This window comes from Bacterioplanoides sp. (assembly GCF_965226395.1).
GTDB lineage: Bacteria > Pseudomonadota > Gammaproteobacteria > Pseudomonadales > Oceanobacteraceae > Bacterioplanoides.
The window spans coordinates 334,551-349,980 of record NZ_OZ245358.1; the positions used below are offsets into that span (position 1 = coordinate 334,551).

The following is a 15,430-nucleotide window of genomic DNA, read 5'->3' on the forward strand; positions in this document are numbered from 1 at the left end:
TTCAGACTATCCGGGGTCACAAATTCGGTAAAACAAGTTATTCTTAATACTGTTATTGATTTTACCGAATTAGGATATGTCATGCGTTATAGCCTGCGTCAGCTGGAAGTGTTTCTTGCGATTGCCCACCATGAAAACCTGACCCGGGCAGCAGACGAGCTGGCCATGTCACAAAGTGCTGCCAGCAGTTCGCTCAAAGACTTTGAATCGCAGTTTGACATTCAACTATTTGATCGCATTGGCAAGCGCCTTAAGCTGAACGAACAGGGGCGACAATTGCGCAGCAAAGCAGAATCCCTGCTGGCGCAGGCCAAAGAGTTTGAGCAATCGTTAATGCAGCATGCTGAAGCCGGCCCTCTGACCGTGGGTGCCACCTTGTCGATTGGTAACTATCTAGCTGTTGGTTTGATGGCCGAATATATGAAACAGCATCCGGGTTCACGGGTTCAGCTGGAAGTCGACAATACTGCTCATATTGCCCAGCAAGTGCTTAACTATCAGCTGGATATTGGCTTAATTGAAGGCGAGCTTAATCACCCGGATCTTGAAGTCATCCCCTGGCGTGAAGACGAACTGGCGGTGTTCTGCCACCCACAACACCCTTTGGCACTAAAGCAGGCATCCGGCCAGCCTGTCACCAACAGCGATCTGCGTGACGCTCAATGGATTTTACGCGAGCCGGGGTCGGGCACCCGTCAGGCCTTTGACCGGGCCCTGCACGGCTTGTTACCGGAACTGAATATTGAGCTGGAATTACAACACACCGAAGCTATTAAACGAGCAGTGCAGGCACAGTTGGGGATTGGTTGTTTATCATTAATCACACTGGAAGATGCCTTTCAACGTGGCAGCCTGGTGCATATTCAACTGCCCGAACGTGACTTTTCCCGCACACTGTATCTGATTATTCATAAACAGAAGTATCGCAGTGCCGGGCTGAACGCCTGGTTGCAGCTGTGTCAAAACAGTCAGTAGTTTTTGTCGTCAGAGAACATACTCAATGGCATTTCTGTTGCTAGAATAACGAACAAGAAATGATTCAGACCTAAAGATGACCGCCAGTATCAGGGACAGCAACATGCCAACGCCAAAACGACTTCCCCGTTTTATGCACAACATCATCACGATGCTGTTCGCCGTGGCGATTGTTTTACCAATGTACAGCGCCACTTCACAAGCAGCACAAACCGTTCGGGTCGGTGTTTACCCTTATATCCCATTTACCGCAATTGATGAGCAAGGTCAGGCTCACGGCATGGTGCCGGAGCTGATTACTATCCTGAATGATATGCAGCAGGAATTTCGCTTTGTTGCTACCCCGGTCTCTCCCAAGCGTCGTTATGAATTTTATAAAATGAATCAGCTTGACGCCTTTTTCTACGAAAGCCTGCTATGGGGCTGGTCTGAAATGGGTATTCTCAGCAGTGTACCGTATCAACGCAGCGGTGAGCGTTATATTGCTCTGGCAGAAAGTGGCCGGGATCAGACATTTTTTGAAAATTTATCGGATCATCATTTAATCGCCGTATTGGGTTACCACTATGGCTTTGCTGACTTTAATTCCGATGAAGATTTTTTGCGCAAACAGTTTCAGATCACGCTGACCTGGGATGAGAGCAATATGCTGGAGCTACTGCAACAGGGAAAAGGCGATATTGCCGTAATCAATGAAACTTACTGGTCACAACTGCAGCAGCAACAGCCCGACTTTACCCAACAGTTTCTGATTTCAGATCGTTATGATCAGCAATACACCCAAAGCATTCTGATGCGCCCATCACTGATGACGCAGCAACAGCTGGATCAATTGGTAAAACGCATGCAATCACTACCGGCTTATCGGCAATTACAACAGCGTTATGGGGTTTCACCCGACCAATAACGCTGTAAACAAGCCTGACAAATACAGTTTTTACCACGATAACGCGCTGGAACCTGTTCCAGTAGCTCTTCCGGAATACGCTCATCCAATTGCATACACCAGCAGTCTTTAGGGTTCTGATAACCTGGTTGGGTCATCACACACTGGTTTTTCTCTCCGCATAACGGGCAACAATCAGAGCCAATATTTGCTACTGTTCCGGCCAATTTATGGAAAAGTTCCATCATAATAAGACAGCCTGTTTCTTTATCTTGTCAAAGTGTAACCAATTGTTGGATTGACTTTCACCCACGTCATAACCACCTATGCTGAAATAGATCATAAATAATAAGGACAAGACGATGAAATCCAGCGAGTTGTTAAAACACTGGCAAAAAAACTTCGGTGACGACATCACCGAAAGCGACTACTGCATTCCACTGAAAGTCAAAGATGCCGCCCGCATCGAAGCCTTATGCGATATGTTTCCAGCCTCTACCCGGGAGCAGATTCTGCGCGACTTAATCAGTACCGCGCTGAACGAGTTAGCCAGTGATTTTCCCTATCAGGCAGGCAGCAAAGTGGTGGCTCAGGATGAAGAAGGTTATCCGGTTTATGAGGATGTTGGATTAACACCTCAGTTTTTAGCGCTAACCCGCAAACATTTAAATGCCATGCAAAAAGATAAGCACTAGAGCGCTTTTGAATAGCTCTAGGCGCTTTTTTCCTGCTGCTTAGCCGCTTGCCAGGCAGCCTCCATACTTGCTTCTGTTGCCTGCGACCAGCCACCTTGCTTTTCAACATGGTGCTCGACAACAGCAAAACGCGAGGTAAATCGCTGGTTCGTTCCCCGCAAGGCAACTTCCGGGTCAATGCCGCGATGCCTTGCCAGATTGGTCACTGCAAACAGCAAATCTCCGATTTCGGCTTCCAGTGCGGCTTGATCACCTGAAGTAATCTCTGCTTCAACTTCCGCCAGCTCTTCGTGGATTTTATCCAGCACGCCACTGATATCCGGCCAGTCAAAACCGACTTTGGCGGCTTTTTTCTGCAGTTTTACACTGCGACTCAGTGCTGGCAAAGTAACCGGAATATCCGCCAGTAAGCCAGTTGCGATGGCTTCCGGACGTCCTTGTTCAGCTTTTAAGCGTCGCTCTTCCGCTTTAATGGCATCCCAGTTGGCATTCACCTGAGCTTCTTCCGGCTTAATACTGGCATCCCGTTCAGAGCTGAGTTCGCCTTCAGGAAATACATGAGGATGGCGGCGTATCAGTTTTGCCACCAGCTTGTCGATCACCGAACTGACATCAAATAAATCACGCTCACTGGCAATCTGCCCATAGAAGATGACCTGAAACAGCAGATCACCGAGCTCTTCTTCCAGGTGCGGCCAATCCTGCCTCTCAATGGCATCCGCCACCTCATAAGCCTCTTCCAGCGTATGCGGGATAATATCGGCAAAATCCTGCTTCAGATCCCACGGGCATCCGGTTTGCGGATTACGCAAACGCTGCATGCAGTAGAGTAAGTCCTGTAATCCAAAGGCCATCAGTGCCCTCCCCGTACCCGGCGAGCGGAAATCACATTGGGTAACTGCACAATTTTATTCATCAGTCGTGATAAGCCTTCCAGACTTTCCACCTCAACCGTGAGTTGCATACTGGCGGTATTTTCGCCGGTATTCGACTGGGTATTCACCGCCAGCACGTTCACTTTTTCATTCGCCAGCAGGCTACTGATGTCCCGTAATAAGCCGGTACGGTCATACGCCTGAATAGTCATATCGACCGGGTAATTCTGTGTCGGACGAGAGCCCCAGGAAACCTGCAACACCCGTTGTGATTCAGTCACTTCCAGATGCATCAGGTTTTCGCAATCACTGCGGTGCACATTAACACCGCGACCAATAGTGACATAACCACGGATATCGTCGCCAGGAACCGGCTGGCAACAATTCGCCAGGTTGGTCATCAGGTTGCCCACCCCTTCGATAAAGATATCGTCGGCACTGGCATGCTTATCTGAACTATCCGGTTTGCGCAGCAGTGGCAGCTCCTGCTGATCCATCCGGTGCGAGTCCCGATCAGCCTGCTGTAATACCGCATGCACAATTTGCCCGGTACGCAGATCCCCCGCTCCTACCGCGGCAAACATATCGTCAACGGACTTAACGTTCATCTTCTCGGCAATATCGTGTAGCGGCTGATCAGCCAGATCCAAACGATCCAACTCTCGTAATACCAGCTGGCGACCTTCATCGGTATTCTGATCTTTAGCCTGCAATTTAAACCAGTGAGCGACCTTGGCACGGGCCCGGCTGGAATGAATATAACCCGCTTCCGGGTAGAGCCAGTCACGGCTTGGGTGTGCGTTTGGATTGGTTAAAATCTCGACCTGCTCGCCGGTCTTCAGCAGATACGTCAGCGGCACGATACGGCCATTAACCTTAGCACCACGACATTTATTCCCTACCTCGGTATGCACCCGGTAGGCAAAATCTACTGGCGTTGCTTTAGGCGGCAGATCCACCACATGACCATCCGGGGTAAAGATATAAATCCGGTCCGGACTGATGTCTGAGCGCAGTTCGCCCATCAGTTCCGGCAAATCACCCAGTTCTTCATGCCATTCCAGTACCTGACGTAACCAGGCGATTTTCTGCTCATAGCCCTGATCTTTGGCGTTAAGATCAGTGCCTTTGTACAACCAGTGAGCACAGACTCCCAGCTCAGCATCTTCGTGCATCTGGTGAGTACGAATCTGAACCTCAAGGATTTTGCCTTCCGGACCAATCACTGCGGTGTGTAACGAGCGATAGCCATTTTCTTTAGGGTTGGCGATATAGTCGTCAAACTCATGGGGAATATGGCGCCATAACGAGTGAATAATCCCCAATGTGGCGTAACAGTCTTTCACTTCCGGAACCAGAATCCGCACTGCACGAATGTCGTAAATCTGCGAGAAATCGAGATTTTTACGGCTCATTTTACGCCAAATACTGTAGATGTGTTTGGCCCGGCCATACACGTCACACTTAATGCCAGCCAGTAATAACTCATCCCGCATGCGCTGTACCGCATTTTCGATGTAGCTTTGTCGGGTGAGTCGTTTTTCATCCAGCAAGCGGGCAATTTTTTTGTAGGACTGAGGTTGTAAATAGCGGAACGACAGGTCTTCCAGCTCCCACTTCAGATGACCAATCCCCAACCGGTGTGCCAGCGGTGCGTAAATATTAAACACCTCGTCCGCCACTTTACGGCGTTTATCTTCCGGTGCGTCTTTTACCGCCCGAATAGCAGACGTGCGCTCAGCCAGCTTGATTAATGCCACCCGCACATCGTCGATCATGGCCACCAGCATTTTGCGCATATTCTCGACCTGCGCTTCACGCTGGCCCAGCACGGTTTCATCTTTGGTGGCGTTATTCTGAATGGCACTGATCGCCGCCATCCGTAACACCCCTTCGATCAGCTTAGCGACGGGCTCACCAAAATCTTTGGTCACCCGGGTCAGCGGCATGCGTCCTTCCCGCACCGCACGATAGAGCACCGCCGCTACGACTGAGTCTGTATCCAGGCGCAGATCCAAAAGGATCTGAGCCATTTCGATGCCCATCTGAACACTGTCAATCGACCAGTAAGTACGGTTGGCAATCGCTTCGTCTGATAATTCTTTGGCAACCAGCAACGCACGATGTAACGTCTCAGGGTCATTCACATCCTGAGATTGCTGAATACAATCCATCCAACGATCCACATCCAGTGAACCATCATGGAGCAAAGGGTGGTCGTCTCTGACCTTAACCATGCTGTAACTCTCGTATATCTATTATGAATAACGCGTATTTTTTAACCGGGCGTATTTTTTAACCCGGTGAGTAGCGCAGTAACACCATGGTTTCCACATGATGTGTTTGTGGAAACATATCCATAATGCCTGCTTTAACCACCTGATAACCCGCGCTTGTCAGTTGTGCCAGATCCCGTGCCAGCGTTGCAACATCACATGAGACATAAACAATTTTTGGCACCCGGCGGCGAATCAGCTCCGCTGCCACTTCAGCAGCCCCTGCACGTGGCGGATCAAGCAATACGGCATCCGGCTGCGGCAAATCAGCCAAACAACCCGGCTGCGACAAATCCGCTTTTCTGCCTAGCAAAGGCAGGGCCAGTTTTTCGGCCTGACGTTTCAGGCTGCTGACCATTGAGTCCTGCACTTCCACTGCCGTGACCTGCTGACTGCGCGTTGCCAGCGGCATACTGAAATTGCCATGTCCGGCAAATAAATCCCAGATTCGCTCATCGGATTCCGGATTCAGCCAATCTAATGCCTGATCAACCATCTGTCGGTTAACCCCGGCATTGACCTGAATAAAGTCATCCAGCGCCATATTCAGTTCCAACGCCTGTACCCGGTGAAACAATGTATCCGGGGAATTTTGCGGGAACAGGCAGTGATAGTTGGTGTCGGTTTTCAGCCACAGCTGGAGCGGTTTATCGGTCGTTGGAAATGTCTGAATAAAATCACACAGGGCCTGACGATCATCGCTGCTCAGAGGTTTTAATTCACGCAGTATCAACGCCAGCGCGTTGTCGGCATCGATCATTTCAATCTGACTGATACGATCACGCCCGGCCAACGATGAAATGCAGTCACGCCAGGCCTGCCAATCCAGAGCCGGGTGATCAACCAGCACAGGGCATTGATCAATATCTGAGATATGGCTGGAAGCCGCCTCACGAAAACCAATAAAATTACGCTCATCGGCTTTGCTGAAACGTACGCCCAGGCGGGCTTTGCGGCGATAGTGCCAGGGGGTTGCCGTAATGGCGGGCTGCCAGCATTCGACCTCAATGTGCTGACGCTGAAATTCACGCTCCACGCGCGCTTGCTTAGCGTTGACCTGAGCGTCATAACTCAGATGCTGCATATCGCAACCACCACAACGCTGATAGTGGCGGCAATGAGGTTCGGTGCGTTCGGCAGCCGGGCTGATTACTTGTCGCAGGCGTGTGTACCAGATTTTCTTACGACGGCCGTCCAGTTGCACTTCAACGGTTTCACCGGGCAAAGCACCGGGAACAAAATAGACATCACGGCCACGACGAGCAACGCCCTGACCTTCGGAATTAAGACTGTCAATTTCCAGCGTCAGTTGCTGAGCATCCACCTCCGGACGCAATGCCGGTGCCTGACGCGGGCCTGAACGCCCACGACCTGATTGACCTGAGCGTTCACGCCCTGAGCGGCTATGGCTTTTGTTGGATTGTCGTTGGCGTGGATGTGACACCCGAGCTCCTGAATTATTGTGACAAACGGAATGGCCGCAATAATGGGGATTATTGCGGCATTTGCAAGGACATCCCTCAAATATTCAGGTCGTTATGAAGCAAACACGCCGGAGGATAAATAGCGATCACCGCGATCACAGATAATCGCCACAATCGTGGCGTTCTCGACGGTTTCGGCCAGTCGTAACGCACCGGCAACCGCACCACCGGAAGAGACACCACAGAAAATACCTTCTTCACGGGCCAATCGACGCATGGTGTCTTCAGCTTCCTGCTGACCAATGTCCATCACCTGGTCTACCCGCTGGCGATCAAAAATAGTAGGCAGATATTCCTGAGGCCAGCGACGAATCCCCGGAATGGCAGCGCCGTCTGATGGTTGCAGACCAACAATCTGAATCTCTGGATTTTGCTCTTTCAGGAAACGGGAAGTCCCCATAATGGTTCCGGTAGTTCCCATCGAGCTGACAAAGTGACTGATCTGCCCCTGGGTCTGCTGCCAGATTTCCGGGCCGGTGCCGACATAATGCGCCTGCGGGTTATCCAGATTGCCAAACTGATTCAGAACAATGCCTTTGCCGTCGTTCTGCATCGCCAGCGCCAGATCCCGGGCTCCTTCCATACCCTCTTCTTTAGACACCAGAATCAGCTCTGCACCATACGCCTCCATGGCCCAGCGACGTTCCATGGTGGCGTTATCCGGCATGATCAGAATCATGCGATACCCCATAATGGCCGCTGCCATCGCCAGCGCGATGCCGGTATTGCCACTGGTGGCTTCAATCAGAGTGTCACCCGGCTGAATATCACCACGCTGCTGTGCTTGCTGAATCATCGACAAAGCCGGGCGATCTTTTACTGATCCCGCCGGGTTGTTGCCTTCCAGCTTTAACAAGATGGTGTTGTTATTACCGGCCGGAGTAATGCGCTGCAGCCGCACCAAAGGGGTATTACCAACGCAGTCGGCAATGGTCGGATAAGTAACGCTGGGGGAACTGACTGAACTCACGCAAAACTCTCACTGTTGTTTACTTATAACTAAAGACCGGCAGTTTAATGCTTTGTTTCAAGTAAAGGTAATAACCAAACGGCATTTCTTTATATAGTTTCTGGATGACACCCGGGCCTCACACCTTTAACCTATCTGGCATTGAACCATTTTCATGATGACCAGTTACTGAACAGGGAACTCCCGATCGTATGAAACACTGGAAGATCCAGTCCCGGATTATGCTGATGGCGTTATTGCCCGGCATCATTGTCTCCCTGACGCTCGGACTGTTTTTTATTTACGACCGCAACCAGGATCTGAACGATCTGCTGGATCGCCGAGCCATGGCCATGGCCAAACAGCTGGCCCCCACCTGTGAATACGGGGTGATGAGTGGCAACCTCGGCATCTTGCAGAACATCGCCAACAATATGCTGGAAGAGCGCGATGTTCGCTCAGTCAGTATCTACAATCAGGATGTTGAAATTCTTGCCCATTCCGGGCCCAAAATGATGACCGAGCGAATTGGCTCTACCGAACTGCAGCACAACCAGCTGCAACTGTTGCGCACCCAGGGCTCGGTGCGGGTTCGCGCTCCGGTTTTTGCTGAAAATCTGACTATTACCGAACAACTGTCCGAGCAGTTTTATGCCGATCCGATTCAGCCACTGCAGCTGCTCGGTTGGGCTGAGGTTGAGCTGTCCACCACCAACACCCAATTGCAGCAATATCAGCATCTGGCGAACTCCTTACTGGTGATTTTGCTGGTGCTGATTGCCTGTTCGTTATTAGCCTTTCGTATCAGTAAACAACTGTCACGACCAATCAACACACTGGCGGCCGGAGTCAGCCGCCTGGGTCAGGGTCATTATGATCACCGCATCCAGGTTGAGCCCGGGGCTGAGTTTGAACAAATGGCCAGTGACGTTAACTCGTTAGCCAGTGCGGTTGAATACGCTGAACGCGACCACCAGCAAAACCTTGAGCAGGCCATGCAGGACTTTCAGGAAACGCTGGATGAAATGGAAGTGCGTAACAGCGAGTTACAGCTGGGCCGTAAACAGGCAATGGAAGCCAGTCAGATGAAGTCGCAGTTTCTGGCCAATGTCAGCCATGAAATCCGCACCCCTCTGAACGGTATTATTGGTTTTACCGATCTGCTGGCCCGCACTCAAATGAATACCTTACAGGCGGATTACCTCAGCACGATTCATAATGCGTCGCAGGATCTGCTGAATATTATTAATGATATTCTCGACCTGTCTAAAATTGATGCCGACAAACTGATTATGGACCACAGCAGCTTCAACCTGCGTGAGGTGGTGGATCAGGTGCTGACGGTATTGGCACCTCAGGCTTACCACAAGCAGCTCGACCTGTATCATCACATTGCCTCTGATGTACCGTTGCACGTAATCGGTGACCCATTGCGGTTAAAACAAATCATCACCAACCTGGTGAATAACGCGGTAAAATTCACTAAACATGGCAACGTAAAGGTGCTGGTGTCATTAATTAACCGCAACCATAAACGCGCCAGCCTGCAATTTGAGATACGTGATACCGGTATTGGCCTCAGCCAGGAACAGATCAACCGGATTTTTGATGCCTTTTCTCAGGCCGACACCAGCACCACTCGCCAATATGGCGGCACCGGTTTGGGGTTAATTATTTCTAAAGCGCTGGTGCAGGCAATGCATGGTGATATCAAAGTTGAAAGCGCTCCGGGTCAGGGAGCGGCTTTTATTTTTCATATTGATATCGGCATAGAACAGGACGCTTCAGAGACGCCAGTAGCATTGCTGCATAACATGGCAGAGCCACCACATATTGCGGTATTAGAAAGCAACGACCTGAACCGCCAGATGCTGTCATCCTTATTAAACGAGTGGCATCTGAATTATCATCTGGCCGAAGACGAACAGGACCTGCTCCATCAGGTCGCTCAGGAATCCGGATTAAGTGCGTTGCTGATTTCCGTTGATCGTTCACAGCTGCATCAACACCAGCTAAAACATTTTCTACAACAGCTGGCGATACTCCCAACACCTGTGATTACCCTGATCAATAGCGTCGATCACGAGCATCTGGAGTGGCTGACCGATTGTGGCGCCAGTGCAACACTGTCACACCCGGTAAGCGAACAAAAACTGGGCGATACGCTGCGCACTCTGCTACAGCCGGAAGCTCACCAGGAATTACAACCAAGCGATTACAGTCCGGTTACACCGCAGCGAGAGGCTCCCTGCATTCTGGCGGTGGATGATAATGAAGCCAACCTTAAGCTGGTGACGGCACTACTGCACGAACTGGGCGTCAGTGTTTACGCGGCAACATCGGGCCAGGAAGCGATTGATTGTGTGACTGATACACATATCGAAATGGTACTGATGGATATTCAGATGCCAAACATGACTGGCCTGGAAGCCAGCCAACATATCCGCACACTGCCCGGCAAAGCCCATCTGCCTATTGTGGCTCTGACCGCTCACGCACTGGCCGACGAAAAAGAAGTACTGCTCAACAGTGGTATGGATGAGTATCAGACCAAACCCATCAGCCTGGAACAACTCTCTAATTGCATTGAGCGTTGGACAGGATACAAAGCGCAACAGCCGTTTGATCCTGCTGGCAGCGCCTCGAAGGAACAGGAGGCGGCGGAAAAAGAGCTGGCTGTTTTTGATGCAAAAGAAGGATTAAAACACGCGAATTATAATCTGGAATTGGCGATCGATATGTTCTCCATGTTGCTGAATTCTCTGCAACGGGACAGTGATGCGGCACTTGAGGCCTGGGAATTAGAGGATTTTGAATTATTAATCGAGAAGGTTCACAAAATACACGGGGCTTGCCGTTATTGTGGTGTGCCATTATTACGCCAGACAGTGAACGATTTTGAAACCGAGCTTAAATCAGGCGGCAAACGCCAGTTGCCTGAGCATATGCGCAACTTTATGGCACAGATTCAGACCTTGCAGCAGTGGGCCGAGGATAACAACTGGCAACAGACTCTGGCTATCACCAACGCTAACGCGGCTAAATAGTGAAAGCCAGCAGGAGTGAATTAAGCTGATATCACGGCAAATGCCTGAATCCAGTCCCCTTCATCCGACAGGCTGATCCACGCCTGTCGGCCTCCCAGCTGCTGCATTCTCGCTAGTGCTCCATCGTACAGAGTCACTACAGGCGCGCCCTGCGGGTTATTCAGAACTTCAAGCTGCTGAAACCCAATACCTTTGGCAATACCGGTTCCCAGCGCTTTTGCCAGCGCTTCTTTGGCGGCAAAACGCTTGGCCAGGTAGTTGATACTCTGACCCCGCTGCTGCCAGGCCTGCTGTTCCGCCGGGGTCAGAAAACGTTTTACCAAACGCTCACCGCGCCGTTGATAGGCTTTTTCAATCCGGGCGGCATCGAGTAAATCGGTGCCGATACCAACAATGCCCGACACTTCAGAAAGCGATTCTGCTAGCGCTTCAGGCAATGTAGTTTCAGGAACGTCAGCCATTAACGAACACCGACTTTTTCAATCAACGCGCGCATTTCTTTAACGGCATCTTTCAAACCAACAAACACGGCGCGGGCAATAATAGCGTGACCAATGTTTAATTCGTTCATACCCGGAATAGCCGCAATAGGCTCAACATTATGGTAATTCAGACCGTGACCAGCGTTCACAATCAAACCTTGTTCCTGAGCGTATGCTGCCGCTTGCTGAATACGCTTCAGTTCGGCCTGCTGTTCTACCTCAGAACAGGCATCAGCATAAGCACCTGTATGTAATTCAATGACCGGTGCACCACAGCGCACGGTGGCTTCTATCTGTGCATAGTCCGGATCAATAAACAGAGATACTTCACTATCTATCGCTGCCAGACGCTGACAAGCCGCTTTGATAGCCGCTTCGTTGCCGACCACGTCCAAACCACCTTCGGTGGTTAATTCTTCACGTTTTTCAGGCACCAGACACACAGCTTCCGGGCCAACTTCTTCCGCCAGCTCCAACATGGCTTCGGTGACCGCCATTTCCAGATTCATGCGGGTCGCCAGTGTTTCGGCCAACACATAAACATCGCGGGTCTGAATATGGCGACGGTCTTCACGCGGGTGAATGGTAATACCATCAGCGCCCGCTTCTTCCGCAACATAAGCTGCCTGAACCGGGTCCGGATAACGGGTGCCACGGGCCTGACGCAGCGTTGCCACGTGATCAATATTCACACCTAACAAAACACGTTGGGGGTTTTTCACCTGAGACATTACCGTTCCTTTTTTAATTAATGGATTAACATGGTAGTGATTATTGCACAGTGTCGATCACAATGACTGCGCCATAAATAATTCGCGGCTGACTAATGGCCGGTCAAAATGTTCTTCTAATGCCAATCGCAACACTTGCTTAGCACATTGCCAGACACGAGCATTGGCCGGAACCTGAGTAAAATCGTTCAGCCAGTGATGAAATGCCAGGATATCCTCACCAGAGAACTTCCCTTCACCGTGCCGATAAAATCCTTCCCGGGCATTAAAGAAATAACGTTGCCCGGCATAAACAGGGCGCTGCTGGCTATCCTGTTGCCAGTCAACTCCATATCCGAGCTGCAGTAACACCTGATGCTCGAAAATACGTAGCAATGGCTCTGCCGATGTCGCATCGTCACTGGCGCCCAGCAAACCATTTACTATTTGCTGATAGATACGAAACAATTCAGGCTGAGCATCCTGGCGGGTCAGCAGCCGCGACAGCAGTTCATTTAAATACAAGCCGCAGTAAAGATAATTACCCTGCAATGTAAATTGCTGAATCATTTCAGAAGCTTTGATGATGGACCAGTCATCACCCGGTCGCCAGTCTGCCTGACAGAGCTGAAAAAGATCCGGAATATAAAGATTTGATTGGTTGGTTTTAGAGTGCTTGCGCTTTGGCGTTACGACCGATAAGCGGCCTTGTTCGGCGGAGAAAATATCCAACAAAAACTGATGTTCGCCAACCGGTTGACGTTGCAATACAAACAGTTTGTTCATTTTTATTTCGCCAAAGTTAAGAAGAGTGGTAACTATTTTGGAGCAGCAACAGGATGTTGCGACCGCGCGGCAGGGCCAGGGATGGCCCTTCGGCGCGGCGGCAAAAATAGTTAGCACTCGTCTTAACTATTCGCTACTGAATCACCGACTTCTTTTTATACACACAACAAAACCCCAGGTTGTTTGCTTTCAGGGCGCTGTAAATACATCCCTGTACGCTAATTGATAACGTCCTGTTATCAACCCTTTCAGCAAACAACCTGGGGCTTTGTAGTTATTATTTGTAGTTATCCTTGATCGTCATACCCCAGGCTACGCAGCGCCCGTTCATCGTCCGACCAGTTAGATTTCACCTTCACCCACAAATTCAGCATCACTTTGCAATCAAACATTTGCTCCATGTCTTTACGCGCTTCGATACCAATTTGTTTAATGCGATAACCTTTATCACCAATCACAATACGCTTCTGAGAATCACGCTCCACCAGAATCAGAGCGCTGATTTCCGCCATACGGCCATCATGGGTGAATTCTTCAATTTCTACCGTCATTTCATACGGCAGCTCATCACCCAGCTGGCGCATAATTTTCTCACGTACCAGCTCCGCCGCTAAAAAGCGCGAACTGCGATCGGTAATCTGATCTTCCGGATAAAAATGCTGGCTCTCCGGCAAGTAGCTTTCAATCAGACTTTCTAAACGCTCAACGTTATGACCGGTTTTTGCAGAAATCGGCACAATCTGATCGAAGTTATGACGACCACTTAACTCCTGTAAATACGGCAGCAACTCGTCTTTTTCTTTAACGAAATCAACTTTATTCACTACCAGTACCGCAGGAGCGCGTTGCTGCTTAATCGCCTGCAATACCATTTCGTCTTCATCGGTCCAGCGCATGCGATCGATTAACATCACAATTAAATCCACGTCTTTTACCGCCGTGGTCGCCGCTTTATTCATATAGCGGTTAATCGCTTTGTCGTGATTTTTATGAATCCCCGGCGTATCAACGTACACCACCTGATTGCCATCTTCAGTTTTAATACCAAGAATCTGATGGCGGGTGGTTTGTGGCTTACGCGAGGTAATCGACAGCTTCTGCCCAAGAATACGATTTAACAGGGTGGATTTACCCACATTCGGGCGTCCAACAATGGCAACAAAACCGGTACGGGTAATCAGATTTTCATCAGTCATGCAGATTCCTCATCTGATTGAAGTTGTTGTAATACAACCGCCGCAGCAGTTTGTTCAGCATTACGACGACTGGAGCCTTCGGCTTCAACCGGCGTATCAATTTCAGGAATAAAACAGGTAACGGTAAACACCTGCTCGTTGGTTGGACCATCCACAGACAGCACTTCATATTTCGGTAAACGAGAACCTGCGGCTTGCTGAATTTCCTGCAACTGGGTTTTTGGATCTTTAATTGGGTCCTCCAGAGAAAGATTATCCAGCCGCGATGCAAACCAGGCTAAAACCCGCTCCCGGGCAACATCAATGCCCGCATCTAAATAAATCGCGCCGATTAACGCCTCTACCGCATCCGCCAGAATGGAGTCACGTTTATGACCGCCACTCTTTAACTCACCGGAGCCTAATAATAAAAAATCGCCTAAATTGAATTCTTTGGCGACTTCCGCCAGCGTTTTCCCTCTGACAATTTTGGCTCTTAAACGGCTGAGTTTGCCTTCTTTTGCTTCCGGGAAGCGTTGGTATAAGTCTTCAGAAATAACCAAACTCAGAATGGAATCACCCAAAAATTCAAGGCGTTCATTGTTCTGAACGCCTTTCGAGCGGTGTGTCAGAGCCAGCTCTACCAGGCTCTGATCATTAAAGGTGTACCCCAGACGCTGGGATAATTTGAGTAATGGGTTATTCACTTAGTCAGTTCTTTCTGATGTTGAAAACGGCCTGCCAATTCAATATTGGCAAAAAAGCCGCCACGTTGTTCGTAGGTCAAAGTCAGTGTAGTTGAGTTTTTGCGGCGCTGAACTACCAGATCATCCAGGGAGATATCCACCCGGTTACGCGTCAGACGCTCTTGCAGTTCTGCACGAATTTTACGAACTGGCATTTTTTTGGTGATTTTGCCCGACTCTTCAAGATTCTGCAGAACCTGAGCCACAATTTTATCGTCAAAATACATAGGCACCACCGAGGTGGCGACCCGAATCAGCATCACAGCCACCAGAATTACCATCAGCAGCGGCAGCATCGACATGCCGGACTGCTTTTTGAGCATAGATAGTTTGTTGATCATGGC

General features: G+C 49.9%; 15 protein-coding genes. 4 read left to right on the forward strand and 11 right to left on the reverse strand.

Annotated elements, in window-relative coordinates; all coding sequences use genetic code 11:
- Nucleotides 1-81 precede the first annotated feature (81 nt).
- Complete coding sequence (locus tag ACO05E_RS01475; RefSeq protein ID WP_419811236.1) at nt 82-975, forward strand: LysR family transcriptional regulator; 894 nt, start codon at nt 82-84, stop codon at nt 973-975.
- A gap of 103 nt (nt 976-1,078) precedes the next feature.
- Nucleotides 1,079-1,882 carry a hypothetical protein gene (locus tag ACO05E_RS01480; protein WP_419811237.1) on the forward strand — a complete coding sequence of 268 codons (804 nt, stop codon included), beginning with the start codon at nt 1,079-1,081 and terminating at the stop codon, nt 1,880-1,882.
- Here ACO05E_RS01480 and ACO05E_RS01485 read toward each other — a convergent pair.
- On the reverse strand, nt 1,858-2,109 hold the full coding sequence (locus ACO05E_RS01485) for a cysteine-rich CWC family protein (protein ID WP_419811238.1): 252 nt from the start codon (nt 2,107-2,109) through the stop codon (nt 1,858-1,860). The two genes, ACO05E_RS01480 and ACO05E_RS01485, sit on opposite strands and share 25 nt — an antisense overlap.
- A gap of 114 nt (nt 2,110-2,223) precedes the next feature.
- Here ACO05E_RS01485 and ACO05E_RS01490 point away from each other — a divergent pair, with 114 nt between their 5' ends.
- Nucleotides 2,224-2,556, forward strand: coding sequence for a type 1 pili tip component (locus ACO05E_RS01490; protein WP_419811239.1), 333 nt, complete (start codon nt 2,224-2,226; stop codon nt 2,554-2,556).
- Between the two features lie 17 nt (nt 2,557-2,573).
- On the opposite strand, the gene mazG is transcribed toward ACO05E_RS01490, so the two are convergent.
- The 4 genes from mazG to cysM form a co-directional block, all read right to left on the reverse strand.
- The gene (gene mazG, locus ACO05E_RS01495) at nt 2,574-3,410 is read right to left on the reverse strand and encodes a nucleoside triphosphate pyrophosphohydrolase (protein ID WP_419811240.1); all 837 of its coding nucleotides are present in this window, start codon (nt 3,408-3,410) and stop codon (nt 2,574-2,576) included.
- Nucleotides 3,410-5,668 carry a GTP diphosphokinase gene (relA, locus tag ACO05E_RS01500; RefSeq protein ID WP_419811241.1) on the reverse strand — a complete coding sequence of 753 codons (2,259 nt, stop codon included), beginning with the start codon at nt 5,666-5,668 and terminating at the stop codon, nt 3,410-3,412. The genes mazG and relA overlap by 1 nt, the downstream gene beginning before the upstream one ends.
- A gap of 58 nt (nt 5,669-5,726) precedes the next feature.
- Nucleotides 5,727-7,151, reverse strand: a complete 1,425-nt coding sequence (locus ACO05E_RS01505; protein ID WP_419811242.1) for an rRNA adenine N-6-methyltransferase family protein — start codon at nt 7,149-7,151, stop codon at nt 5,727-5,729.
- Between the two features lie 92 nt (nt 7,152-7,243).
- A complete protein-coding gene (gene cysM / locus ACO05E_RS01510) occupies nt 7,244-8,161 on the reverse strand; it encodes a cysteine synthase CysM (protein ID WP_419811243.1) in 918 nt (305 codons plus the stop codon).
- A gap of 191 nt (nt 8,162-8,352) precedes the next feature.
- Here cysM and ACO05E_RS01515 point away from each other — a divergent pair, with 191 nt between their 5' ends.
- Entirely contained in the window at nt 8,353-11,187 is a 2,835-nt protein-coding gene (locus ACO05E_RS01515) for an ATP-binding protein (RefSeq protein WP_419811244.1), read from the forward strand.
- 20 nt (nt 11,188-11,207) lie between these two features.
- Here the strand turns inward: ACO05E_RS01515 and acpS are convergent, their stop codons facing one another.
- From acpS to ACO05E_RS01545, 6 genes are all read right to left on the reverse strand, one after another.
- Nucleotides 11,208-11,648 carry a holo-ACP synthase gene (gene acpS, locus ACO05E_RS01520; RefSeq protein ID WP_419811245.1) on the reverse strand — a complete coding sequence of 147 codons (441 nt, stop codon included), beginning with the start codon at nt 11,646-11,648 and terminating at the stop codon, nt 11,208-11,210.
- A complete protein-coding gene (gene pdxJ, locus ACO05E_RS01525) occupies nt 11,648-12,400 on the reverse strand; it encodes a pyridoxine 5'-phosphate synthase (RefSeq protein WP_419811246.1) in 753 nt (250 codons plus the stop codon). The genes acpS and pdxJ overlap by 1 nt, the downstream gene beginning before the upstream one ends.
- A 57-nt stretch (nt 12,401-12,457) precedes the next feature.
- Entirely contained in the window at nt 12,458-13,165 is a 708-nt protein-coding gene (recO, locus tag ACO05E_RS01530; protein WP_419811247.1) for a DNA repair protein RecO, read from the reverse strand.
- A 287-nt stretch (nt 13,166-13,452) separates the two neighbouring features.
- On the reverse strand, nt 13,453-14,361 hold the full coding sequence (gene era, locus ACO05E_RS01535; RefSeq protein WP_419811248.1) for a GTPase Era: 909 nt from the start codon (nt 14,359-14,361) through the stop codon (nt 13,453-13,455).
- Entirely contained in the window at nt 14,358-15,047 is a 690-nt protein-coding gene (gene rnc, locus ACO05E_RS01540) for a ribonuclease III (RefSeq protein ID WP_419811249.1), read from the reverse strand. The genes era and rnc overlap by 4 nt, the downstream gene beginning before the upstream one ends.
- Nucleotides 15,044-15,427, reverse strand: a complete 384-nt coding sequence (locus tag ACO05E_RS01545) for a DUF4845 domain-containing protein (protein ID WP_419811250.1) — start codon at nt 15,425-15,427, stop codon at nt 15,044-15,046. The genes rnc and ACO05E_RS01545 overlap by 4 nt, the downstream gene beginning before the upstream one ends.
- Between the last annotated feature and the right edge of the window lie 3 nt (nt 15,428-15,430).